22 protein-coding genes are annotated in these 22,962 nt (G+C 66.5%); 16 read left to right on the top strand and 6 right to left on the bottom strand.

Annotated features, from left to right (window positions below):
- Positions 1 to 7: 7 nt before the first annotated feature.
- The 9 genes from NFC73_RS03580 (at position 8) to NFC73_RS03540 (ending at position 7,783) form a co-directional block, all read left to right on the top strand.
- Positions 8 to 754: a TSUP family transporter gene (locus NFC73_RS03580; protein WP_254747692.1), complete on the top strand. Its 747-nt coding sequence runs from the start codon at positions 8 to 10 to the stop codon at positions 752 to 754.
- Positions 755 to 800: 46 nt separating this feature from the next.
- Positions 801 to 1,985: a 1-deoxy-D-xylulose-5-phosphate reductoisomerase gene (gene dxr / locus NFC73_RS03575; RefSeq protein WP_254747690.1), complete on the top strand. Its 1,185-nt coding sequence runs from the start codon at positions 801 to 803 to the stop codon at positions 1,983 to 1,985.
- Between the two features lie 18 nt (positions 1,986 to 2,003).
- Positions 2,004 to 3,335, top strand: a complete 1,332-nt coding sequence (locus NFC73_RS03570; protein ID WP_254747688.1) for a M50 family metallopeptidase — start codon at positions 2,004 to 2,006, stop codon at positions 3,333 to 3,335.
- A gap of 48 nt (positions 3,336 to 3,383) precedes the next feature.
- Positions 3,384 to 4,079, top strand: coding sequence for a hypothetical protein (locus NFC73_RS03565; RefSeq protein WP_254747686.1), 696 nt, complete (start codon positions 3,384 to 3,386; stop codon positions 4,077 to 4,079).
- 87 nt (positions 4,080 to 4,166) lie between these two features.
- Complete coding sequence (locus tag NFC73_RS03560; protein ID WP_254747684.1) at positions 4,167 to 4,832, top strand: MarR family transcriptional regulator; 666 nt, start codon at positions 4,167 to 4,169, stop codon at positions 4,830 to 4,832.
- Positions 4,829 to 5,368, top strand: a complete 540-nt coding sequence (locus NFC73_RS03555) for a hypothetical protein (protein WP_254747682.1) — start codon at positions 4,829 to 4,831, stop codon at positions 5,366 to 5,368. The genes NFC73_RS03560 and NFC73_RS03555 overlap by 4 nt, the downstream gene beginning before the upstream one ends.
- Before the next feature lie 55 nt (positions 5,369 to 5,423).
- Positions 5,424 to 5,717: a YciI family protein gene (locus NFC73_RS03550; protein WP_254747680.1), complete on the top strand. Its 294-nt coding sequence runs from the start codon at positions 5,424 to 5,426 to the stop codon at positions 5,715 to 5,717.
- 46 nt (positions 5,718 to 5,763) lie between these two features.
- Positions 5,764 to 6,930: a flavodoxin-dependent (E)-4-hydroxy-3-methylbut-2-enyl-diphosphate synthase gene (gene ispG / locus NFC73_RS03545; RefSeq protein ID WP_104063099.1), complete on the top strand. Its 1,167-nt coding sequence runs from the start codon at positions 5,764 to 5,766 to the stop codon at positions 6,928 to 6,930.
- Positions 6,893 to 7,783 (top strand): GNAT family N-acetyltransferase, encoded by an 891-nt coding sequence (locus NFC73_RS03540; RefSeq protein ID WP_254748233.1) that lies wholly within the window; start codon positions 6,893 to 6,895, stop codon positions 7,781 to 7,783. Before ispG ends, NFC73_RS03540 begins: the two co-directional genes overlap by 38 nt.
- A gap of 68 nt (positions 7,784 to 7,851) precedes the next feature.
- Here the strand turns inward: NFC73_RS03540 and NFC73_RS03535 are convergent, their stop codons facing one another.
- From NFC73_RS03535 to NFC73_RS03525, 3 genes are read right to left on the bottom strand one after another with little or no spacing between them, the layout of a single operon-like run.
- Positions 7,852 to 8,508 (bottom strand): TetR/AcrR family transcriptional regulator, encoded by a 657-nt coding sequence (locus NFC73_RS03535; RefSeq protein ID WP_372494565.1) that lies wholly within the window; start codon positions 8,506 to 8,508, stop codon positions 7,852 to 7,854.
- Entirely contained in the window at positions 8,505 to 9,248 is a 744-nt protein-coding gene (locus NFC73_RS03530; protein WP_254748229.1) for an ABC transporter permease, read from the bottom strand. Before NFC73_RS03530 ends, NFC73_RS03535 begins: the two co-directional genes overlap by 4 nt.
- Before the next feature lie 8 nt (positions 9,249 to 9,256).
- Positions 9,257 to 10,045, bottom strand: a complete 789-nt coding sequence (locus NFC73_RS03525; protein WP_254747678.1) for an ABC transporter ATP-binding protein — start codon at positions 10,043 to 10,045, stop codon at positions 9,257 to 9,259.
- A gap of 413 nt (positions 10,046 to 10,458) precedes the next feature.
- On the opposite strand from NFC73_RS03525, the gene NFC73_RS03520 reads away from it, so the two are divergent.
- The 3 genes from NFC73_RS03520 (at position 10,459) to NFC73_RS03510 (ending at position 14,547) form a co-directional block, all read left to right on the top strand.
- The gene (locus tag NFC73_RS03520; RefSeq protein WP_254747676.1) at positions 10,459 to 12,267 is read left to right on the top strand and encodes a proline--tRNA ligase; all 1,809 of its coding nucleotides are present in this window, start codon (positions 10,459 to 10,461) and stop codon (positions 12,265 to 12,267) included.
- Between the two features lie 19 nt (positions 12,268 to 12,286).
- Entirely contained in the window at positions 12,287 to 13,081 is a 795-nt protein-coding gene (locus tag NFC73_RS03515; protein WP_254748227.1) for a sulfite exporter TauE/SafE family protein, read from the top strand.
- A 68-nt stretch (positions 13,082 to 13,149) separates the two neighbouring features.
- Positions 13,150 to 14,547, top strand: coding sequence for a pyridoxal phosphate-dependent decarboxylase family protein (locus NFC73_RS03510; RefSeq protein ID WP_254747674.1), 1,398 nt, complete (start codon positions 13,150 to 13,152; stop codon positions 14,545 to 14,547).
- Positions 14,548 to 14,606: 59 nt separating this feature from the next.
- Here NFC73_RS03510 and NFC73_RS03505 read toward each other — a convergent pair whose 3' ends face one another.
- From NFC73_RS03505 to NFC73_RS03495, 3 genes are read right to left on the bottom strand one after another with little or no spacing between them, the layout of a single operon-like run.
- A complete protein-coding gene (locus tag NFC73_RS03505; protein WP_254747672.1) occupies positions 14,607 to 15,638 on the bottom strand; it encodes an aminoglycoside phosphotransferase family protein in 1,032 nt (343 codons plus the stop codon).
- Entirely contained in the window at positions 15,635 to 16,363 is a 729-nt protein-coding gene (locus NFC73_RS03500; protein WP_254747670.1) for a VIT1/CCC1 transporter family protein, read from the bottom strand. Before NFC73_RS03500 ends, NFC73_RS03505 begins: the two co-directional genes overlap by 4 nt.
- A gap of 51 nt (positions 16,364 to 16,414) precedes the next feature.
- A complete protein-coding gene (locus NFC73_RS03495; protein ID WP_254747668.1) occupies positions 16,415 to 17,575 on the bottom strand; it encodes a DUF4439 domain-containing protein in 1,161 nt (386 codons plus the stop codon).
- A gap of 106 nt (positions 17,576 to 17,681) precedes the next feature.
- Here NFC73_RS03495 and rimP point away from each other — a divergent pair, with 106 nt between their 5' ends.
- The 4 genes from rimP to infB all read left to right on the top strand — a co-directional run bounded on the left by rimP (position 17,682) and on the right by infB (position 22,910).
- On the top strand, positions 17,682 to 18,296 hold the full coding sequence (gene rimP / locus NFC73_RS03490; protein ID WP_104063108.1) for a ribosome maturation factor RimP: 615 nt from the start codon (positions 17,682 to 17,684) through the stop codon (positions 18,294 to 18,296).
- Complete coding sequence (gene nusA / locus NFC73_RS03485) at positions 18,296 to 19,276, top strand: transcription termination factor NusA (RefSeq protein ID WP_058929500.1); 981 nt, start codon at positions 18,296 to 18,298, stop codon at positions 19,274 to 19,276. The genes rimP and nusA overlap by 1 nt, the downstream gene beginning before the upstream one ends.
- A gap of 170 nt (positions 19,277 to 19,446) precedes the next feature.
- Positions 19,447 to 19,836 (top strand): YlxR family protein, encoded by a 390-nt coding sequence (locus NFC73_RS03480; RefSeq protein ID WP_254747666.1) that lies wholly within the window; start codon positions 19,447 to 19,449, stop codon positions 19,834 to 19,836.
- A gap of 152 nt (positions 19,837 to 19,988) precedes the next feature.
- On the top strand, positions 19,989 to 22,910 hold the full coding sequence (infB, locus tag NFC73_RS03475) for a translation initiation factor IF-2 (RefSeq protein WP_254747664.1): 2,922 nt from the start codon (positions 19,989 to 19,991) through the stop codon (positions 22,908 to 22,910).
- Positions 22,911 to 22,962 lie beyond the last annotated feature (52 nt).

Here is a 22,962-nt window from a genome sequence, read left to right as displayed (position 1 = left end):
GGATCGGATGGTGTTTGCATTGGTGCTCATTGCCGTTGTTGCGGGGGCACTGGCCCAGCGGCTGGCCGGCCTCGGATTCGGCCTTCTCGTCTCTCCCGTCCTGGTGGTGCTGCTCGGCCCCTTCGACGGCGTCATGATCATCAACCTGTGCGGCGCGGCCTCATCCCTCCTGATCCTCTCCAGGGTCTGGCGGCACGTGGAGTGGAAGCGCTACTTCGGACTGGCGCTCGCGGCCCTCGCAGGGGTATTGCCGGGTGCCTGGCTGGCCAGCAACGTGGCCGAAGCGCCGCTGGAGATCTGCATCGGCATCCTCCTCATCATCGCCCTGCTGGCTTCGCAGCGGCTGACCCGGAGCTCCTGGCGCGCCAGTGGCCCCGTTCCCATGGTCTCCCTCGGCTTCACCAGCGGACTGATGAACGCGGCAGCGGGCGTCGGCGGGCCGGCCATCACCGCGTACGCCATTGCCACCCGGTGGGAGCAGAAGAGTTTCGGCGCCACACTCCAGCCCTATTTCGTGACCACCGGACTGTCTTCCCTGGTGATCAAGTACGTACTGTCCGGTGGACATGTTCCCGGACTGGACGGCTGGCAATGGCTCAGCATCCTGGCCGCCATGGTGGCGGGAATCATGGCGGGCGATCTGCTGTCCGGCAAGGTCAAACCGGCCGCCGTGCGGCGGATCGTTGTGGCTATCGCCTACATCGGAGCCGTGTCCACGCTGGCCAAGGGTTTCATCGAGCTGGCGGCGGGCTGACCGGACCGCGGGCCAGGTGCGGGCCGGGGTGCGGGATACTTAACAAATGCAGCCTCGCAGAATCGTCATCCTCGGATCCACCGGTTCCATCGGCACCCAGGCGATTGACGTCGTCGACGGCGCCCCGCACCTTTTTGAGGTAGTGGCGCTCAGCGCCGGCGGAGGGAACCTGCAGCTCCTGGCCCGCCAGGCCGTCCACACCGGTGCCGCCGCTGTGGGCATCGCCGCGGGGGATCCGCACAAGCTGCGGGACCTGATCTCCGAGGCCGCCCGCCTGGCGGGGCGGCAGGACTACCGCCCCGAAATCATCGCCGGCCCGGACGCCTCGGCCCGCATCGCCGCCGTAGAAGCGGACGTGGTGCTCAACGGCATTACCGGCTCCATCGGGCTGGCCCCGACCCTCGCCGCCCTGACGTCAGGTGCAACGCTGGCGCTGGCCAACAAGGAATCGCTGATCGTCGGCGGAGCGCTCGTCAAGGCCGCCGCCCGCGAGGGGCAGATCGTGCCCGTGGATTCCGAGCACTCAGCTATAGCGCAGTGCCTGCGCTCCGGCTCCGCGGCCGAAGTTGAGAAGCTCATCCTGACGGCTTCCGGAGGGCCTTTCCGCGGCCGGACAAGGGAAGAGCTCCACGACGTGACGCCGAAAGAGGCCCTGGCGCACCCCACGTGGGACATGGGGCTGATGGTCACCACGAACTCGGCCACGCTCGTCAACAAAGGCCTTGAGCTCATCGAGGCCTATCTGCTCTTCGACGTGCCGCTGGACCGGATCGACGTTGTGGTCCACCCGCAGTCTGTGGTCCACTCCATGGTCCAGTTCATCGACGGGTCCGTCATCGCCCAGGCGTCCCCGCCGGACATGCGCCTCCCCATTGCCTTAGGGCTGGGCTGGCCGGACAGGGTCCCCAAAGCGGCCTCCCCGTGTGACTGGACCAAAGCCACCAGCTGGACGTTCGAACCGCTGGACACCGTCGCTTTCCCGGCCGTGGGCCTGGCCAAGGACGCCGCCAAGCAGGGGAGTACTTTTCCCGCCGTCTTTAACGCGGCAAACGAGGAAGCGGTCATGGCGTTCCACGCGGGACGCATCCGCTTCACCGAAATCGTGGACACTATCGATGCTGTCCTCAGCGAACATTCAGGATCCTCCGGGCTGACGCTGGAGTCGGTACTGGATGCTGAAGACTGGGCACGCTCGCGTGCCCACGAACGTTTAGCAGTCAGCAGTCTCTAGGAAGCAGCAGATCCACGCATGAGCCCCGTCCTCCTCTTTATCCTCGGCGTCGTCTTTGTGGCGATCGGCATTGCCGTGTCCATTGCGCTCCACGAAGTGGGGCACCTGGTGCCCGCCAAGCTGTTCAAGGTGCGCGTTACCAAGTACATGATCGGCTTCGGCCCCACCCTGTGGTCCAAGCGGAAGGGCGAAACTGAATACGGCGTGAAAGCGATCCCGTTGGGTGGCTACGTGTCCATGATCGGCATGTATCCGCCCAACAAGGACGACGGAACCGTCCGCCCTTCCAGCACCGGGATGTTCCAGACCCTGGCCACGGAAGCCCGGTCCATGGCACACGAGGAAGTGGGCCCGGAGGACGCAAACCGCGTGTTCTACCGGCTGCCGGTGTGGAAGAAGATCATCGTGATGCTGGGCGGGCCGGCCATGAACCTGCTGATCGGCGTGGTCCTGACCGCTGTCCTGCTGATGGGCTTCGGCATGGCCACGGCCACCACTACCATCGCCGACGTCTCCAAATGCCAGGTGGCGGCCGGCGAGACCGTTGATCCCGATTCCCCGGACTGCCGGCTGACCCCCGCGGCCGCTGCCGGGCTCCTGCCCAACGACGTGGTCACCTCCTTTGACGGGAAAGCTGTCACCGGCTGGGACGAGCTGACCGAATGGATCCGGGCCTCCGCGGGCAGGGAAGTCAGCATCACTGTGGAGCGCGACGGCGCGCCCGTCACCACCACAGTGACGCCGGTGCTCTCCGCCCGCCCCGTCGTCGGTGTGGACGGACGCCAGGCAAAGGACGACGCCGGCACCCTCCTGTACCAGGACGTCGGCTTCCTGGGCATCGGCGCGCAGACCGAACTGGTTCCCCAGCCGGCGTCGTCCGTCCTGCCCATGGCGGGCGAAAACATCAAGCAAGTGGCCGGCGTCGTCTTCAATCTGCCCGCCCGGGTGGTGGGCGTTGCCCAGGCGGCCTTCAGCGAGGAAGAGCGCGACCCCAACGGCCCCATCAGCGTCGTGGGTGTGGGGCGCGTGGCCGGTGAAGTGGCGGCCATGGAGGAAGTGCCGCTGCAGTCCAGAATCGGGGCCCTGGTAGGGCTGCTCGCCGGCTTGAACTTTGCGCTTGCGGTCTTCAACCTGATCCCGCTGCTTCCGCTCGACGGCGGCCATGTGGCCGGAGCGCTGTACGAGGGGGCGCGGCGTCGGGTGGCCAAGCTGTTCGGCAAACCGGATCCGGGCGCTTTCGACATCGCCAGACTGCTTCCCGTGACGTACGTGGTGGCCACGTTGCTGATGGGCATGAGTTTGCTGCTGATCTATGCCGACATCGTGAAGCCGGTGAACCTGTTCGGCTGACTCCTGCGGACATCTGGCTGGACGGATGTCCCGGATCTACCATGAAACATGGCCACGTTCGCCGTCCAGTCAAAGAGCAGCAGCCGCTGGATCCGGGCCGGGTTGTGGGCGCTGCCTGTCTCATGGCTTGTCACCGCCTGGTCCACGCTGGATCCGCAGCCGGACCAGGCGAAGGACCCGGAGGCGTGGGCCCGTTTTGTCAGCTCCGATGCGTACCAGTTCAGCCATCTTTTCGGCAGTACCGCGGGCACCATCCTGGCCCTGTTCGGTCTCTTTGCTGTGGGCTGTTCCATGGCCAACAGCAGGACGGGGAGCCTGGCAATGGCCTCGATGGTCACAGCTGTTGCCGGCACGGCTTTGCTGCTTGTTCCGGCGGTGATTTCCACGTTTGCCACCCCCGCCATCGGAAAGGCATACCTGGGCGGAAACCAGGACGTGATGCAGCTGGAATTCCCGGCGTCCATGACCGGGGCGTTTATGCTGGGCCTGCTGCTCGCATTCGTTGGCACGGTGCTGCTGGGGATCGCGGTATGGCGTTCCCACGTGCTGCCGCGCTGGGCCGGGGCCCTCTGGGCGGCCGGCGCTGTGGTGTTCTACGTCCTGGGCGTTGTCCTGGGGCAGGTAACTGCGGGAAGCAGCCTGCCGTCCCAGGCCGCCGGGGCCGTATTGATGGCAGGCGCGGGCGGGTGGATCGCCTGGAGCGGATCCCGGCAGGCCACAACAGCGCCTGATCGGATCGGGTGATTCTCGAAAATCAGCCTTTATTGGCTGATATTTAATAATCAGCTATTTTTGATTGATTATGAGTGATCACCTGCGTACGGTTAGGGCATGTACGTACTGACCATCGACCAGCGGGGCAGTACTGCCGACGTCGACCGTGTTCCCGATCTGATCGCCGCACTGCGCAGCATCACGCCGGCGCCCTTCGAACGGTCCGTGGGTGATGAACTCCAGGGTGTGGTGGAACACGCCGAGGACGTGGTGGAGATCGCCCTGTACGCACTCCGGAGCGGGCACTGGTACGTCGGGATCGGGATCGGGGCCGTACAGCTCACCCCGGGCGGAAGCCCCCGGGAAGGTTCCGGGAGCGGCTTTGTGGCAGCGCGAAAAGCCGTGGAACTCGCCAAGGGCTCGGCGGGGCAGGTGCCATTGTCGGTGGTGTCCGGCAGTATTGGCCGTGGACGGGAGTTGCCTCCCCACGCCAAGGAAGGGGCCATGGCCACTGCAAATGCCCAGGCGGTGCTTCGTCTGATCGGCCGGGTGGTGCAGCAACGCACACCAGCCCAGTGGCGGGTAGTGGACCGGTTGCGTGCGCTCCAGGGCGGCGACGGAAAGCACGGCAGCCAGAAACACGTAGCCCAGGAGCTGGGAATCACGGAGCAGTCGGTGAGCCGTGCCGTGCTCAGGTCCGGCTGGCTTGAGGAATGGGCCGCCAGACCCGCTGCGGCCATGCTCCTGGACCACGCCCATTCCCAGATTGAAGGAGACCGGTGAACGCACTCTGGATCGCAGTTGCCCTGTTGGTGGCCGGCTTCGCAGGATGGCCGGTGACTGCACTGGTGTTCCGGCTCGCCCGGACCATTGACGACAAAGCGGACGCGGCCACCAGGTCGGACCAGGACGCATCAGCCCAGGATCCTTCAGCCGACGTCACGGTGGACACCGTTTCGGAAGCCCCGCGGGCCGGCACGGATCATCACAAAGGCGGGCAAACCGTCGACGGTGAGCTGACCACGGGCGGCGGCCACCCGCCGTCGGACATTCCGCAGCCGGCGCCGGCGCTGCCGGCCCAGCGGATCCTGCGGGGTGGGGCAATCATCGGAGTCCTGGAACGGTTGGGCGTCTGCGTGGCCATCCTGACCGGACAGCCGGTGGCCATTGCCTACATCGTGGCCATCAAGGGCCTGGGCAGGTTCGCCGAACTGAAGGAGACGCCCGTGGCTGCGGAGCGGTTCATCATCGGAACGCTCACGTCCATGCTGTGGGCTGCGGGAACGGCGGCAGTGATCAAGGTGGTGTTCCTGCAGTGAGTCTTGCTGACTGCCCGGATCGGCGACAGCCCACCCCTGGGGATAGGGTGTCTTTATGACTGTTTTTGCCGTTGAGTATGTGTACGCCGCCGATTCCTCCGCCGTCCGTGATGATCACCGCCCCGCGCACCGCGCCTGGCTGGCCGGTCTGGCGGACGAGGGCCAGTTGCTGACCAGCGGACCCTACGGTGACGGGGCGGGCGCCCTGCTGATCTTCAAGGTCCAGGATGAAACCCACCTGAACGATCTCCTCAAGCAGGACCCGTTCGCGGTGGCCGGCACCATTGCCGGGATCCGAACCACCGAGTGGACTCCCGTGATCGGCCTCCTGGCCGCGCACGCGTCCTGATTCCCGGACCCTTTTTACTACCGAAACACCTACCCAAGGAGTCCACGTGACCTCGGTCAGCCTGGGAATGCCGTCAGCACCGCCGCCCGTCCTCGCCCCCCGCCGCAAGACGCGGCAGATCAAGGTGGGTTCCGTCGGGGTCGGTTCGGACTCGCCCATCAGTGTGCAGTCCATGACCACCACGCCCACCACGGACATCAACGCCACCCTGCAGCAGATCGCGGAACTCACCGCCTCCGGCTGCGACATCGTGCGCGTCGCCTGCCCGTCGGCCGATGATGCAGAGGCCCTGCCCATCATCGCTCGCAAGTCCCAGATCCCTGTCATTGCCGACATTCACTTCCAGCCGAAGTACGTCTTCGCGGCGATTGAGGCCGGCTGCGCGGCAGTGCGGGTGAACCCGGGTAATATCCGCAAGTTCGATGACCAGGTCAAGGAAATCGCCCGCGCCGCGAAGGACCACGGGACCTCCATCCGGATCGGCATCAACGCCGGATCGCTGGAGCCCGGCATCCTGAAAAAGTATGGCAAGGCCACCCCCGAGGCACTCGTGGAATCCGCCGTCTGGGAAGCGTCGCTGTTCGAAGAGCACGGTTTCAACGACTTCAAGATCTCGGTCAAGCACAACGACCCGGTCATTATGGTTGCTGCCTACGAGATGCTGGCCGAGCAGGGCGACTGGCCCCTGCACCTGGGCGTCACTGAAGCCGGGCCCGCCTTCCAGGGCACCATCAAGTCCGCCACAGCCTTCGGGGCGCTCCTGGCCAAGGGCATCGGCGACACCATCAGGGTTTCCCTGTCGGCGCCTCCGGTGGAGGAAATCAAGGTGGGCAACCAGATCCTCCAGTCCCTGAACCTGCGCCCGCGCAAACTGGAAATCGTCTCCTGCCCGTCATGCGGCCGTGCCCAGGTGGACGTGTACACTCTTGCCGAACAGGTCACCGCAGGGCTGGAAGGCATGGAAATTCCGCTCCGCGTGGCAGTGATGGGCTGTGTTGTCAACGGACCAGGCGAAGCCCGCGAAGCCGATCTTGGTGTGGCGTCCGGTAATGGCAAGGGGCAGATCTTTGTGAAGGGCCAGGTCATTAAGACTGTGCCTGAGAGCGAGATTGTTGAGACACTGATCGAAGAGGCCATGCGCATAGCTGAAGAGATGGGGGAGGCCGATGGCGAAGATGCTGTCAAGGGTAGCCCCGTGGTTAGCGTCTCATAAGGAGAACGCCGCATCGGCGGGGATATCCGTCCGGACCCTCGCCGGTGCGGACACCGCTGCCCTGCGGCGCCTGGCGTCGCAGGATCCGGTGGCCAATGTCTTTATCCTGGCGCACCTCCGGGCGGCGGGCTCTGCCGCGCCCACCGCTGGTGGTGCCGGCGTCCTGGGCGTTTTCGACGACGGCATCCTGGTCGGCGCGTGCTGGGCTGGGGCAAATCTGGTCCCGGTCCAGCTTGACCCAGAATTTGCCGGGCTTGTCGCCGCCGCAGCAAGCAATTCCGGCCGCCGTTTCGCCTCCGCCTTCGGCCCCGCAGATGCCGTCCTGGCCCTCCATGCTGGCCTGGCTGCACTGGGTCATGCGGCCCACGAGGTGCGGGATGAACAGCCGCTGATGACGCTGTGCGGGCCGCCGTCGGTGGAGCCGAACGCGGATCTGGGGCTTGGCCGACTGGCCGATTTTGACCGGATCCTTCCCGCCTGCGCTGCCATGTTCGAAGAGGAAGTGGGCTACTCGCCGTTCCTCGGGGGCAAGGAGTTCTACAGCCGCCGCGTGGAAGGCCTCATCCGGCAAGGCCATTCGTTGGCACACGTCAACGACTCCGGCGACGTTGTGTTCAAGGCCGAGCTGGGAGCTGTGACGGCTGACGTCACGCAGATCCAGGGCGTCTGGATGAACCCCGGTTACCGCGGACAGGGTCTGAGCGCCGGCTACATGGCTGCCGTGGTGGAGAAGGCCCGCACGCTTGCCCCCGTCACCAGCCTGTACGTCAACGGCTTCAACCTCCGGGCGCGGTCCACGTACGAGCGCGTGGGCTTCCGCCAGGTTGGCACTTTCGCTACGGTTCTGTTCTAGCCGCCAGGTCGCTGGCCTCAGCGTCGCTTTTCAGGCCACCCGCCGCCGGTTCGCCCGAGGCTTTCAGGTCAACCGTCGGCTTTCAGGTCACCCGTCAGGTAATGCTGGACGTTCGGAGCCACGAGCCGCACAACGTCGTCGGGCGAGGCAGACGCGAGTGGTTCCAGTCGCACCACATACCGGACCAGCATCACGCCAACCATCTGCGTGGCCACTAGGTTTCCGCGCATGGCCACTTCTTCGGGCGGGCCGGGGACTCCTGCCATGATCCGGCCGAGGATGGTCCGCTGCACCAGTTCCCGCAGCAGCAACGTCTTGGCCTTGGAACCGATGGTTCCCCTGAGGAAGGCCACCAGGCTGTGCTGGGCCGGGCTCTCCCACAAGCGCAGCACGGCCCGCACGATCGCCTCTGCCCGGTCCTCCGGCGAGTAGCCGTCGACGCCCGCCAGGACCTTCTCCGGGTCGGCGGGCAGTGCCACACTCAGCGCAAAAAGCTCGTCCTTGCCCTTGAAGAAATGGTGGACCATGGCAGGGTCCACGCCGGTTTCCCGGGCGATCTGGCGCAGGCTGGTCCCTTCGAAGCCATGTTCGGCGAAAAGCCGCCGGGCTGTTTCCAGGATCTGTTCCCTCGACTCGGTGGCCCCGCCGCGCCGGCCCCGCCGGCCCGTACCAGCCGCGCTGCCTGCGGGACCCGGGGCGTCCGTAGGATCATGCTGTCCGTTCACGCGGTCCGCCGCCGCAGGGTCAGGGATGCGAGCACCAGGACCGCCAGGACAATGGCCACAATGACTCCGGCATCCATCCACAGCTGGTCTGTGGGCTCGGTGTTGGCGGCGATCTCCTGGAGTGCATCCACGGAAAAAGTCAGTGGAAGGACATTCGACACAGCCTCGAGGGCCTCGTTCATCCTGTCGCGGGCCACAAAGAGGCCACAGAGCAGGATCTGCGGGACCACCACCACCGGCATGAACTGCACGGCCTGGAATTCCGTCCGGGCGAAGGCCGAACAGAGCAGCCCCAGCGCGACGCCAAGAACCGCATTGATCACGGCAATCATGACCACCAGTCCCGGGCTGCCTTGGATGTCGAGCCCGAATATCCAGTAGGCCACGGCGGTAGCCACCAGCGACTGCAGGGCGGCCATGATGGAAAATGCCAGCCCGTAGCCGAACAGCAGGTCCGCCTTATGGATGGGAGTGGTTAGCAGCCGTTCCAGGGTCCCCGAAGTGCGTTCCCGCAACATCGTGATGGACGTAACCAGGAACATCACCACAAACGGGAAGATCGCCAGCATCATCAGGCCAACCCGGTCAAAAGTCCTGGGCACGCCCGGCAGCAGCGTTTCATTCTCATAGAGGAAGTACACGGCGGTGAGCAGCAGCGCAGGGACCACCAGGATCAGCGCGATGCTGCGGTGGTCGTGCCGGAGCTGGTCCAGGACGCGCCGGGTGGTGGCCAACAGCATCAACAGGTTCATGACCGTGCCGTCCTTTCGGGGGAACCGCCGGGCACTTCGGCGGTGTCCTGGATGATGTGCAGGAAAGCCTTCTCCAGATCGGCACTGTGCCCGCGCCGGCTCAATTCCGCCGGCGTCAGCTGCGCCAGGAGCTTTCCTTCCCGCAGCAGGAGGAGTGATCCGCAATGACTGGCTTCCTCCATCACATGGCTGGAAACCAGCAGGGTGGTCCCGGACCCGGCCATGGACCGGAAACGGTCCCACAGGTCAGCCCGGAGCACCGGATCAAGGCCCACGGTTGGCTCATCCAGGACCAGCAGGCTGGGGCGAGCCACCAGGGCACAGGCCAACGACACCCGGCTCAGCTCTCCGCCGGAGAGATCACCGGTTTTCTGCCTCGCCTGCGGTTCAAGCCCGACGGCGGCGATCGCCTCCGCGGCCTCGGCGCGGCCCTTACGGTGCATGGCGCCGAAGTAGCGGACATTTGCTTCGACCGTGAGGTCCGGATACACGCTGGGGGACTGGGTCACGTAACCCACCCGGTGTCGCAGGTCCGGGTGCCCGGCGGGCAGCCCCAGCACCTGGACCGAGCCGGACGTGAGCGCCTGGACGCCCATGATGGCCCGCATGAGCGTAGTCTTGCCGCTGCCGGACGGGCCCAGCAGCCCGGTGATCTCGCCTGCCCGGACGGCAAAGTCCAGGCCGCGCAGGACGGGAAGCTTTCCCCGTGTGACGTGCAGGGCGGTGGCGGCCACAGCGATGCTGGCTTCCGTGACGGCCGGGGCGGTAGCTGCTGAATGGGACACCAATGCCTCCGAATGCTGGGAGTCCGGCGTTTTAATTCACCAGATGATGAATTAAAACTAGACCCGCCAAAGGCGGCCGTCAATTACTTCGAATGGAAAAACCCCTTGTGGATGTGTCGGCTATCACATATGTTCGATCTAGCTGCGCTGGAGTGGGTGGGCGGTCTCACCAGTCCTCACCAGTACCTAGGCGTCAACGGCCATGGAGCCACGTCCGCATGTAATGACCAGCCGTTTACGGCCAGGGGCTTTGCATGCCGGGCGTGGCTCTATTGCGTCCCGGCCCCGCGGTCCCTGCCCCGGCTCAGGTTCCGCCGCCTGGCGTGCCGTGGATAGCCGGTAGATTAGTACCCAGAAAGAATTGCCCGTCTCTGCTTTCCAGCAGTCACTCCCCAGAAACGGATAACCCAACCGTGGTCACAAGAATGTCCAAGCTTTTCCTGCGCACCTTGCGCGAAGATCCTGTCGACGCTGAGGTCGCCAGCCACCGGCTCCTGGTCCGGGCCGGCTACATCCGCCGCGCGGCGCCCGGCATCTACACCTGGCTTCCGCTGGGGCTGAGTGTGCTGCGCAAGGTCGAAGCCGTGGTCCGCGAGGAAATGGACGCCATCGGTGCCCAGGAAGTCCACTTCCCGGCGCTGCTGCCGCGGGAGCCCTACGAGGTCACCAACCGCTGGACCGAATACGGCGAAGGTCTGTTCCGGCTCCAGGACCGTAAGGGTGCCGACTACCTGCTGGCCCCCACGCACGAGGAAATGTTCACGCTTCTGGTCAAGGACCTGTACTCGTCCTACAAGGACCTGCCCCTGAGCCTGTATCAGATCCAGAACAAATACCGCGACGAAGCACGCCCCCGCGCGGGCCTGCTGCGCGGCCGCGAGTTCATCATGAAGGATTCCTACTCCTTCGACGTGGACGACGCAGGCCTGGACGCCAGCTACGCCGCCCACCGTAGCGCCTACCTGAAGATCTTTGCGCGCCTGGGCCTGGAAGTCATTCCCGTTGCGGCCACCGCCGGCGCCATGGGTGGGTCCAAGAGCGAAGAGTTCCTGCACCCCACCGAGATCGGCGAAGACACCTTCGTGCGCTCCGCCGGCGGCTATGCAGCCAACGTTGAGGCCGTCACCACCGTAGTTCCGGCCGACATCGACTTCAGTAACGCCCCTGCCGCCGAGGTCCTCGATACCCCGGACACACCCACCATCGACACGCTGGTTGCCGCGTCCAACGAACTGGCTCCCCGGAGCGAGGCCGACGGCGGTGCGTGGTCTGGCGCCGACACCCTCAAGAACGTGGTTCTTGCCGTCACCCTGCCCACTGGTGAGCGCCAGCTTGTGGTCATCGGCCTGCCGGGTGACCGCGGCGTTGACTTGAAGCGCGTGGAAGCCAACATCGGTTCCTTCCTGCCCATCGGCGGCGAGATCACGCTCGAAGCAGCCAACGACGACGACCTCAAGAAGCAGCCCCTCATCGTCAAGGGCTACCTTGGACCCGGCCTGACGCTGGACCGACCCCTGCTGGGCAGCGAAAGCTCAACCAAGCTCCTCTACCTGGTGGATCCCCGCGTGGTCAGCGGCACGGCCTGGATCACCGGGGCCAACGAAGCCGGAAAGCACGTGTATGGCCTGGTCGCCGGCCGCGACTTCACCTGGGACGGCGTCATCGAGTGCACCGACGTCCGCGAGGGTGACCCGGCACCGGACGGCTCCGGTCCGCTGGAGACCGCCCGCGGCATCGAAATGGGCCACATCTTCCAGCTGGGCCGCAAGTACGCTGAGGCCCTCGAGCTGAAGGTCCTGGACCGGAACGGCAAGCAGGTGGTGGTTACCATGGGCTCCTACGGTGTTGGTGTCACCCGTGCCGTCGCCGCCCTGGCCGAATCCAACCACGATGACAAGGGCCTGGTCTGGCCCCGCGCGGTTGCCCCCGCCGATGTCCATGTAGTGGCTGTCGGCCGCGGCGAGGAAATCTTTGCCACCGCCGAGCAGCTGGCCCTGGAACTCGAGGCCGCCGGCCTGGACGTCATCTACGATGACCGGCCGAAGGTCTCCCCGGGCGTAAAGTTCGGTGACGCGGAACTCGTCGGCGTCCCCACCATCCTGGCCGTTGGCCGCGGCCTGGCGGACGGCGTTGTTGAGATCAAGGACCGCCGCAGCGGCGAAGCGGAGAACGTGGCCGTGGACAAGGCCGTTGACTATGTGGTCACCGCCGTCCGCAGCTGATGCTGCGCCTTTCTAGGTGGTGATTTCCGGGTTCGAGTCGATCCAGCTCACCACAATCATCCTGATTGTGGTGGCTGGATTTGCTGCCGGCTGGGTGGACGCCGTGGTGGGCGGCGGCGGTCTGCTCCAGCTGCCGGCCATGCTGCTGGTTCCGGGAATCACGCCGGTCCAGGCCTTGGCCACCAACAAGATGGGGTCTATTTTCGGCACCGCCACGAGTGCGGTGACGTACTACGGGCGGGTGAAACCGGACCTTCGGACAGCCGTGCCCATGGCGGTGATCGCCCTTGCCGGCAGCTTCACCGGGGCGGTGCTGGCCGCCACGCTGCCGGCGAGTGTCTTCAAGCCGATCATCGTAGTGGCGCTGGTAGTCGTGGCGCTTTTTACGGCGCTGAAGCCCAACGTCGGTGACCTCACCGTGCTGCGGCATGATGGCCGCACGCACTACGTGGTGGCATGCATGATCGGGGCCGTGATTGGCTTCTATGACGGCCTGATTGGTCCGGGCACCGGCTCCTTCCTCATCATCGCGCTCGTCTCGGCGATGGGCTATGCCTTCCTGGAGGCCAGCGCCAAGGCCAAGATCGTGAACATGGCCACGAATGCCGGCGCCCTGCTGTTCTTTCTGCCCCATGGGTCAATCCTCTGGGGTGTCGGGCTGCTGCTGGGCCTGGCCAACATGGCCGGCGGCTACGTGGGCGCGCGGACTGCGGTGAAGCAGGGCAGCCGCTTCATCCGCGTTGTATTCCTGCTGGTGGTGGGCGCGCTTATCATCAAACTCGGCATCGACGTCTGGCAGGAAAACCTAGCCTGACAGGTTAGCCGAAACCGTCGCAGCCGCTATCCCTCGCAGCCGCTGCCGGCCGGGCGTACCATGCAGGTATGTCCGCAGGCGGGGAACCCTATTCGGAAGCATTGTCAGTCGCGGCCCGTCGCGCCGCCGAGTGGCTGGCCAGCCTGCCGGACAGGCACGTCGGGCCCGCCCAAAGTGCCCACGATCTCGCGGCTGACTTCGGCGGACCCCTTCCCGAGCAGGGCACGCCTGCCGCAGCTGTGGTTGAGTACCTGGCGGACAAGGCCGAACCGGGGCTGATGGCCATGCCCTCCGGGCGCTTTTTCGGCTGGGTTATCGGCGGGACCCTGCCTGCCGCCCTTGCCGCGGACTGGCTGGTCAGCGCCTGGGACCAGAACTCGGGGCTGCGTTACGCCACCCCCGCCATAGCCGCCATCGAAGAAGGGGCCGGCCACTGGCTGCTGGACCTTCTCGGGCTGCCGGCGGAATCCGACGTCGGCTTCACCACAGGTGCCACCATGGCCAACTTCACCGGGCTGGCCGCTGCTCGGTGGAGGTTGCTGGCCGATGCCGGCTGGGACCTCGACGGCGAGGGCCTGGCAGGCGCCCCGCGGATCAGGTGCTTTGTGGGCCAGGAGCGCCACGAGACCATTGACCTGGGCCTGCGGTACCTCGGCCTCGGCCGGCCCGTGGCGGTCCCCGCAGATGCCCAAGGCAGGCTCCTGGCGGTGGATCTGGACCGGCTGCTGTCGGAAGGGTCCGGGCCCGCGCTGGTCTGTCTCCAGGCCGGCAATCTCCACTCCGGAGCCTTCGACCCCTTCGACGCGGCCATCGAGGTTGCCCGGCGGCACGGTGCTTGGGTGCACGTGGACGGCGCGTTCGGGCTGTGGGCCGCGGCCGTGCCGGAATTCGCGGACCTCACCCGCGGCATGGCCCTGGCCGATTCGTGGGGGACCGACGCCCACAAGACCCTCAACGTCCCGTACGACTGCGGTATTGCCATCGTCAGGGATTCGGCAGCGCTGCGCAGCGCCATGGGACTGCAGCACACCAGCTACCTGATCCACGACGTCGAGGGTCCGGGCGACCCGTTCGAAAAAGCGCCGGAGCTGTCCCGCCGCGGCCGCGGAGTACCGGTGTGGGCCGCCCTCCGCTCCCTGGGCCGGGACGGCGTGGCAGCCCAGGTCCGCGGACTCGCCGACGCCGCTTCGCAGATCGGCAGCCGCCTGGCCGACGTGGACGGTGTCGAGGTGCTCAACACCGTGGACTACACGCAGGTTTCGCTCGCGTTCGGGGACGACGCCACCACGCGCGCCGTGATAGCCCGGGTGATCGAGGACGGCAAGGTCTGGATGTCGGGTTCACGCTGGCAGGGCAGGGATGTCCTGCGCGTCTCGGTCAGCAACTGGAGCACTGACGCGGACGACGTCGGCACTGCCGTCGAGGCGGTCAGCTCGGCTTTGTCGGCTGTGAAGGCAGCGGGCTGACCACCCCGGGATGCAGTCCAGCCTGTGAGGCACTATCCTGCCCGGGAGGCCCCCGTCGCTCAGCTGTCGCCCTGGCCCGGCTCAGGCAGGGCATGCGCCGACGGGAGACCATCGAGGGTCCGCCCGGCAAGGGTGCTGGCCACCCAGAGTGACCGGGCCAGATCTCCCTGGTGGCGCGGCAAGGACGCGTAGCAGAGGGCGTTCTCCACTTCGCGTGCCACGGCCCACTGGCGCGCAGCTTCGGCGTCGAGGCCGGCCGCGGCGCTGAAGTCCTGGCACCGCCGCCTCAACCCTCCGGCCGGATCGCTCCGGGGCAGGTCGCCGAGGCGGTTCCACAGCAGCGGTGCCACCGCGAACTCCGGTTCGCCGATCATGGGCTGCGGGTCGATGGCGACGAAGGCTTCCCCGGGCAGTCCTCCGCTGCTGGTGTGGGGCCGGGCCAGGATGTTCAGGAAATGCAGGTCCGTATGGACCAGGACATCGCGGCCCGAGCGGCGGCCAACGGCGCCGCGGGTCTGGCAGACTTCCAGGGCCGCCTCCAGTAGCCAGCGTGGGAATGGGCGGCCCTGCTGTTCCCAGTCGGCCGGCAGGTCATCACTCCACTGTTCGGCCCGCCCGGCGATGTGATCGAACTCCTGCCACTGCGGCCGGCCGTCCGGCACCAGGCCCAACTGCCGCATGGTGCCGCCCCACGCCACCGCCGCTTGATCCAGCGGAAGGGTCTGGAGCGAGTAGTCCGGATTTAGCCGCTCCAGCAGCATGGCGCACGTCCCGGCGTCGGATTCCAACAGCCGGACGGCGCCTGACCCGCCCCACAGCGCCAGCGCATGGCGTTCCACCCGTGCCTCATCGTGGGGAAACGCGATTTTGAGTGCCGCCGGGGTCCCGTCCGTCCGGCGGACTGGAACCACCACGCCGCCGTGGCCATGCCAAGGGAGGGCGCCGGCTTCCAGGTCAACAGTCAGTTCCCAATGCTCCAGCCGCCCCTGCACCAGTCCCGGGAGGGAGGAAAGCCAAGCCCGTCCCGCGCTGCTGTGGCTGTAACGCCTGCTGAGGGCTGGCGGGATCGGCACGCCAATCTGGACACTCACAGGACGCCGCTTGCGCCAAGCAGGTTGCCGATCGAGAACGTGGCAGCCAAGGCCAAAGCCCCGCCCACTACCACCCTGGCGGCGGCCCGCAGCTTCGAACCGCCACCGATCCAGGCGCCCAGCGCCCCGGTGGCAGCGAGGGCCGCCAGTACGGCCGCGAACGTCAGGGGGACCCGGATGTTCTCCGGTGGCAGCAGGATGGCGGCCATCGGCAGGATGGCGCCGATGACGAATGCAGCCGCCGAAGCAATGGCGGCGTGCCACGGACTGACGATGTCTGTTTCGTCGATGTTCAGTTCGGCGGAGAGGTGTGCGCCCAGGGCATCGTGGGCCGTCAGCTCCCGCGCTACTTTCCTTGCTGTGTCCAGGCTCAGCCCCTTGCCCTGGTAGATCGCCGCGAGTTCCTCGAGCTCTTCCTCCGGCTGTTCCTGCAGTTCCAGGCGTTCCTTTTCGATCAGGGCCCGCTGGCTGTCCTTCTGGCTGCTGACGGACACGTACTCGCCCAGGGCCATGGATACCGCTCCACCCACCAGGCCGGCCGTGCCGGCGACGAGGATCGGTCCGGATTGGGTGGTGACACCGGCGACGCCCACCACGATTGCGGCCACCGAGACGATGCCGTCATTGGCACCCAGCACGCCGGCTCGCAGCCAGTTCAGGCGCTGGGCGACGTCGTTTTGGTGGGGCTCATTCTCATGAAGGGCGGGGGCTCCGGCACTGTCCATGCCTCCAGCAAAGCATTAGTGCCTGCGCCTGGCCAGTGTGCCGCGCCTTGGCTACGAATCACCGGGAGCGCTGGTTGCGGAAGTCTGCGGAGTTGATACAGGCTCCGGCAGTGGCGGCAGGAGTGCTTCGTCCAGGACCATGCCGGGGACCGGGCCTGGCGACGCACGCCAATGGACGGTCCGCCGGGCCGCCGACTGAAGTGCCGAGAGTGCCCATAAACGTTCGCGCCCCGCGCTGAGCGCCACCACGTCGCCAAGCACCGGAAGCGTCGCCGCCTCCAGGGTTCCCAGCCCATCTGCAGGGTCGGCCAGGAACGCCTGGCTCAGGACATAGCCGGGCTGCCTCGGGGGTACCGTGGCGCAGCGGGACCTGACCATGGCCTCCGCCTCGCCGCGGAGGACGCCGTGCTGGGTCAGGAAGGTCGACGCCGGAGCAGCGGACCCGGAGTCAAGCCTGGTCAGCGCGGCCTGGTACGCGTAGACCAGTTCCAGCTCGCCCTGCACGGCCGAGGCCAAGGCCGAGCCGAGGTCCACGCCAGTGCCGGCGGCGGGGTCTGCTGCTTCGCTGTCACAGCCGGCGGCTACTGAGGCCGAAACAGGCAGGGTGGGCGCCGGCGATGCGGGGGAGGACGGGTCGGAGCCCGGAAGTGCAGCCAACGCGATTCCGGTCGCCGAGGCCAAGTCCTCTGCAGCCAGAAGCTGGGCAGTTCCGGTGCCGGCGAGAAGGCGGGCCATGCCGCCGTCGGCCGTTTCGGCATCGTGGAGCCGCTGTGCCCCGCTTGCCTGGAGGGCAGCGGCGAAGTCCGCGGTGGTGGACGGCGGCGTGACGGTGGCCAGCGCCGTGGACGGGGCAGGGACGGGGGCAGCAGCCTCGCCGACCAGCGCAGGATCGCCGGCCGCGTCAGCCGGCAGCATCAACGCCCGGGCATGGACAGTCAGCAAAGTCACAATCCGGGCCAGTGCGGCCGCTTGTGGGGCCGGCGCGGTGGCGCCGGCAGCGCCTTCGAGGTCCAGGCCAGAGGCCCTGAGGGTCAGGGAATCCGCCAACGCGGATGCCCTTGCCTGCTCGGAAAACGGCGGCGCCGCAGGCGGGGACGGTTCGCGGGGGATGAGCACCAATCCGAGGCTCACCACCAGAAGGGCGGCCAGCGCAAAAACGGCGTACTGGAAATAACGCCTGCGGCGGCCGGATTCCTGCGTGTCGTCTTTCACAACAGACCATGTTCTCACGCCTGATGCGAACCTTCGTGCACCACTGTGGCCGGAAAATCGTTAGGCTAGTAGTCACAACATCATCTATCGGAAGGCGGCCGGCATCGTGAGTAATGCAGAAGCCACGACTTCATCAGACGCTACCGGAACGGGTACCGCTGTTGCTGCGCCCGCCAACAATCCCGAAGCCGTCAGGCTCCGGGCGCTGCTGGAACCGGCGGTCCAGGCCAACCGCCTGTACCTTGAGGACGTGTCCATCCTGGCCGGTTCACACCGCGTGGTCCATGTGGTGGTTGACCTGCCGCAGGAGGAAACCGGCGGCGTAAACCTCGATGTCATCGCGGACATCTCCAGGGTCCTCTCCGACGTCCTGGACAATGATCCCGCAGACGACGGGCGCCCCTACGACCTCGAGGTTTCCTCCCCGGGCGTCGCGCGTCCCCTCACCGAAGTCCGGCACTGGCACCGTGCCCGGGGCCGTATGGTCAAGGTCAACGTCATCCAGGGCGAAAACGTCACCGGCAGGGTCCAGTCCGTGGACGATTCCGGCGTCACTATCATCCCGGAGATCGCCGTCAAGAAGGGCATGAAGCCCAAGCAGGGCGAGCCCCAGATTCTTCCTTTCGACAGGATCCGTAACGGAAAAGTCGAGATCGAATTCAGCCACCTCGAAGAAGCTGGTCTGGAACCTGAGCACAATGGACCTTCTGAGGAGGCCTGATGGATATTGACATGAGCGCGCTGAGACTCCTGGAGCGTGAGCGCGAAATTCCGCTGGACCTCCTGATCCCCACCATCGAGCAGGCGCTCCTGGTGGCCTACCACAAATCGCCGGGCGCCTTCGAGAAGGCCCGGGCCGAGCTGGACCGCAAGAGCGGCCACGTAACCATCTGGGCAGTGGAGATCGACGACGACGGCGCCCCCATCGGCGAGTTCGAGGACACACCTGCCGGCTTCGGCCGGATCGCGGCGAGCACCGCTCGCCAGATCATCCTGCAGCGCCTGCGTGACGTCGAGGACGACGCCATCCTGGGTGAGTTCAAGGGCCGCGAGGGTGAACTTGTGGCCGGCCTGATCCAGCAGGGCAACAACCCGCACATGATCCAGGTCAACCTGGGTTCGGTGGAGGCCCTGCTGCCGCCGCCCGAACAGGTGCCGGGGGAGAAGTACATCCACGGCAACCGGCTCCGCGCCATCGTTATCGACGTCCACCGCGGCACCAAGGGCCCGTCCGTCACCCTGTCCCGTTCACACCCGGGCCTCGTCCGGAAGCTCTTTGAACTGGAGGTCCCGGAGATCGCGGACCGCTCCGTGGAGATCGTGGCACTGGCCCGCGAAGCCGGCCACCGTACCAAGATCGCGGTCAAGGCCCACACCCAAGGCATCAACGCCAAGGGCGCGTGCATCGGCGAAATGGGTTCCCGCGTCCGCGCCGTTATGACGGAACTGAACGACGAAAAAATCGACATCGTCGACTTCAGTGAGGATCCGGCAACGTTTATTGCCAGTGCACTTTCCCCCTCGCGTGTGAATTCGGTCACCATCGTGGACGAGGCCACCCGCTCCGCGCGTGTGGTGGTCCCGGACTACCAGCTCTCGCTGGCCATCGGCAAAGAGGGCCAGAACGCCCGGCTGGCGGCCAAGCTGACGGGCTGGCGAATCGATATCGTCTCGGACGCTGCCCCGGCGCGCGAAAGCTGATCCGGTTCCGGGGCGGCGGCCGGCGGCGGATGCCGTCGGCCGAAGCCCCGGTTTCGGGCAGAACTGCCCCGAGGGGCTAGAATAGACATGACCGCGCCTAACGGCCGGTATTCGTGTGCCCTGAGAATTCCCGTTCCGCCGATGCGGGTGGGGCCTCAGGGCCGGCAGTTATGAACGTCAGGAAGATACTCACCGTGGCAGAAGTGCTTCACACCGAGGATCAACCGCAGCGTACCTGCATCGGATGCCGGAAGCAGGCACCGCGGTCTGAGTTACTCCGGCTCGTCGCCGAAGGCAGCGGTTCCACCGCAGTGCTGGTAGACGAACGACGCCGGATGGCTGGCAGGGGTGCATGGCTGCACCCCAGCGAAGCGTGCCTGGCCCTGGCGGTCAAGCGGCGAGCATTCGGAAGGGCCCTCAACGGCGCAACCGGGTCCACCGCCGTCGAACGCCGGATCATGGCAGGCAAGCAGGACGCCGGCCCGTTGCAGGTACCTCAGCAAATGCCTGTGGCAGATGCAGCAAAAACCGTCCAACCTGAAAGCGGGTCAGAAAACTGATGGAAACCCGATGAGTTCCCAGCGATGAGTGCGCAACGATGACAACTTTGTTGCGCTCTGCAATGGGCCCTGTAGTTGCAACCGCGGCTGGGGCCCGCAGTAAGAAGTAGACGGTTCGTGCCTGGCTCGGTGCGGACCGAGACAGGAGAAATGTGGCCAAGGTCCGCGTACACGAGCTTGCTAAAGAGCTCGGTATTACTTCCAAAGATGCAGTAACCAAACTGCAGGAACTGGGCGAATTCGTTCGCTCCGCCTCTTCAACCATTGAGGCCCCGGTGGTGCGGAAACTCCGCAACGCCTACCCCGACGCAGCTGCCAAGACCGCAGCTCCGGCAGCCGCGCCCAAGGCGCCTGCCCCGTCGGCCGACACACGACCCGCAGCACCTGCTCCGGGCCCCGCAGCTCCTTCAGTCCCGGCGGCACCAGCTGCTGCGGCTCCGGCTGCACCTGCTGCCGTTTCTGCAGCTCCGGCAGCTCCGGCAGCACCTGCCGCAGCACCGGTTGCGTCAGCCCCGGCCGCAAGCGCACCGTCCACCGGCGCCAAGCCCGGTGCCCGTCCTGCACCGAAGGCTGAAGCCCCGGCCGCACCGACCCGCTCCGGCGGATCAACACAGGGTGGTTCGCAGGGCGGCTCCGCACCGCGTCCCGGCGGTCCCCGTCCGGGCAACAACCCGTTTGCCACGTCCCAGGGCATGCCCCGGGGCCGCGGTGGCGACGGAGAGCGTGCTCCCCGTCCGGGCAACAACCCGTTCGCTCCTTCGCAGGGCATGCCCCGCGCCGGTGGCCGTCCCGACGGCGACCGTCCGGGTGGTCCGCGTCCCGCTGCCGGTGCAGGCGGCCCCCGTCCGGGTGGTCCGCGTCCCGCGGCCGGCGCTGGTGGCCCCCGTCCGGCTGCTGGCTCAGGTGGACCCCGTCCGGGTGCACCCCGTCCCGCGGGCGCCGGTGGAAACCGGCCTACTCCGGGCATGATGCCCAACCGCACTGAGCGTCCCGCACCCGCTGGTGCAGGGCGTCCCGGTGGCGGCGCCCGTGGTCCGGGACGTCCGGGTGGCGCTCCAGGCACCGGTGGCGCACCGGGTGCCGGTGGCGGCGCTCCGGCCGGCGGTGGCTTCGGCAAGGGTGGCCGCGGTCGCGGTGGCACCCAGGGTGCTTTCGGCAAGGGCGGCGCAGGCCGCGGCAAGCAGCGCAAGTCAAAGCGTGCCAAGCGCCAGGAACTCGAGCAGATGAGTGCCCCGTCGCTGGGTGGCGTGAGCGTACCCCGCGGCGACGGCAACACCGTAGTCCGGCTTCGCCGTGGCTCGTCCATCACGGACTTCGCCGACAAGATCGAGGCAAACCCCGCAGCACTGGTGACGGTCCTCTTCCACCTCGGCGAAATGGCCACGGCCACGCAGTCGCTGGATGAAGAGACCTTCGCACTGCTCGGCGAGGAGCTTGGCTACAAGCTCCAGGTTGTGTCGCCGGAGGACGAGGAGCGCGAGCTGCTCTCCGGCTTCGACATCGACTTCGAAGCAGAACTCGAAGCCGAAGGCGACGAAGACCTCGAGGCACGTCCTCCGGTTGTCACCGTTATGGGCCACGTTGACCACGGTAAAACCCGCCTGCTCGATGCCATCCGCAAGTCCGACGTTATGGCGGGCGAACACGGCGGCATCACGCAGCACATCGGTGCTTACCAGGTCACGCACACCCACGAAGACATCGATCGTAAGATCACCTTCATCGATACTCCGGGCCACGAGGCGTTCACCGCCATGCGTGCCCGTGGTGCGAAGGTCACCGACATCGCCATCCTGGTGGTCGCAGCGGACGACGGCGTAATGCCGCAGACCGTTGAGGCACTCAATCACGCGCAGGCAGCAAATGTGCCGATCGTGGTGGCTGTGAACAAGATCGACAAGGAAGGCGCCAACCCGGAGAAGGTCCGCGGCCAGCTGACCGAGTACGGCCTGGTTCCCGAAGAATACGGTGGCGACACCATGTTCGTGGAGGTCTCTGCCCGCCAGAACCTCAACATTGACGAGCTGCTCGAGGCTGTCCTGCTCACCGCGGACGCTGCCTTGGACATGCGCGCCAACCCGAACAAGGACGCCCGCGGTATCGCGATCGAAGCCAACCTGGACAAGGGCCGCGGTTCCGTGGCCACCGTCCTGGTGCAGTCCGGCACCCTGCGTGTCGGTGACACGATCGTGGCCGGTACGGCTCACGGCCGCGTCCGCGCCATGTTCGACGACGACGGCAGTGTCCTGACCGAGGCCGGCCCGTCCCGCCCCGTGCAGGTTCTGGGTCTGTCCAACGTGCCGCGCGCCGGCGACACCTTCTTTGTGACCGCTGACGAGCGCACCGCCCGCCAGATCGCCGAGAAGCGTGAAGCAGCCGACCGCAACGCCGCCCTCGCCAAGCGCCGCAAGCGCATCAGCCTGGAAGACTTCGACCAGGCCGTGGCCGACGGCAAGATCGACACCCTCAACCTCATCCTCAAGGGTGACGTGTCCGGTGCCGTGGAAGCCCTCGAAGACGCACTGCTCAAGATCGACGTCGGCGAAGGCGTGCAGCTGCGCGTCATCCACCGCGGCGTTGGTGCTATCACGCAGAACGACGTCAACCTGGCAACGGTCGACAGTGCCGTTATCATCGGCTTCAACGTCAAGCCTGCCGAGCGGGTTGCCGAACTGGCAGACCGCGAAGGCGTGGACATGCGCTTCTACTCCGTCATCTACGCAGCAATCGATGACATCGAGATGGCCCTCAAGGGCATGCTCAAGCCGGAGTACGAAGAGGTCCAGCTGGGCACCGCCGAGGTCCGCGAAGTCTTCCGCTCTTCCAAGTTCGGAAACATCGCCGGTTCCATCGTTCGCTCGGGCATCATCCGACGCAACACGAAGGCCCGCATCAGCCGCGACGGCAAGATCATCGGTGACAACCTCACCGTTGAGACGCTCAAGCGCTTCAAGGACGATGCCACTGAGGTCCGCACGGACTTCGAGTGTGGTATCGGTCTTGGTTCGTTCAACGACATCACCGAGGGCGACATCATCGAGACCTTCGAGATGCGCGAAAAGCCGCGCGTCTAAGTTGTTGTTAGCTTGACGGGTCGGGGGCGTTGGATTTTTCCGGCGGCCCCGC

Source organism: Pseudarthrobacter humi, from assembly GCF_024294965.1.
GTDB classification, from domain to species: Bacteria; Actinomycetota; Actinomycetes; order Actinomycetales; family Micrococcaceae; genus Arthrobacter; species Arthrobacter humi.
This window is presented reverse-complemented; position numbering and strand designations above follow the sequence as displayed.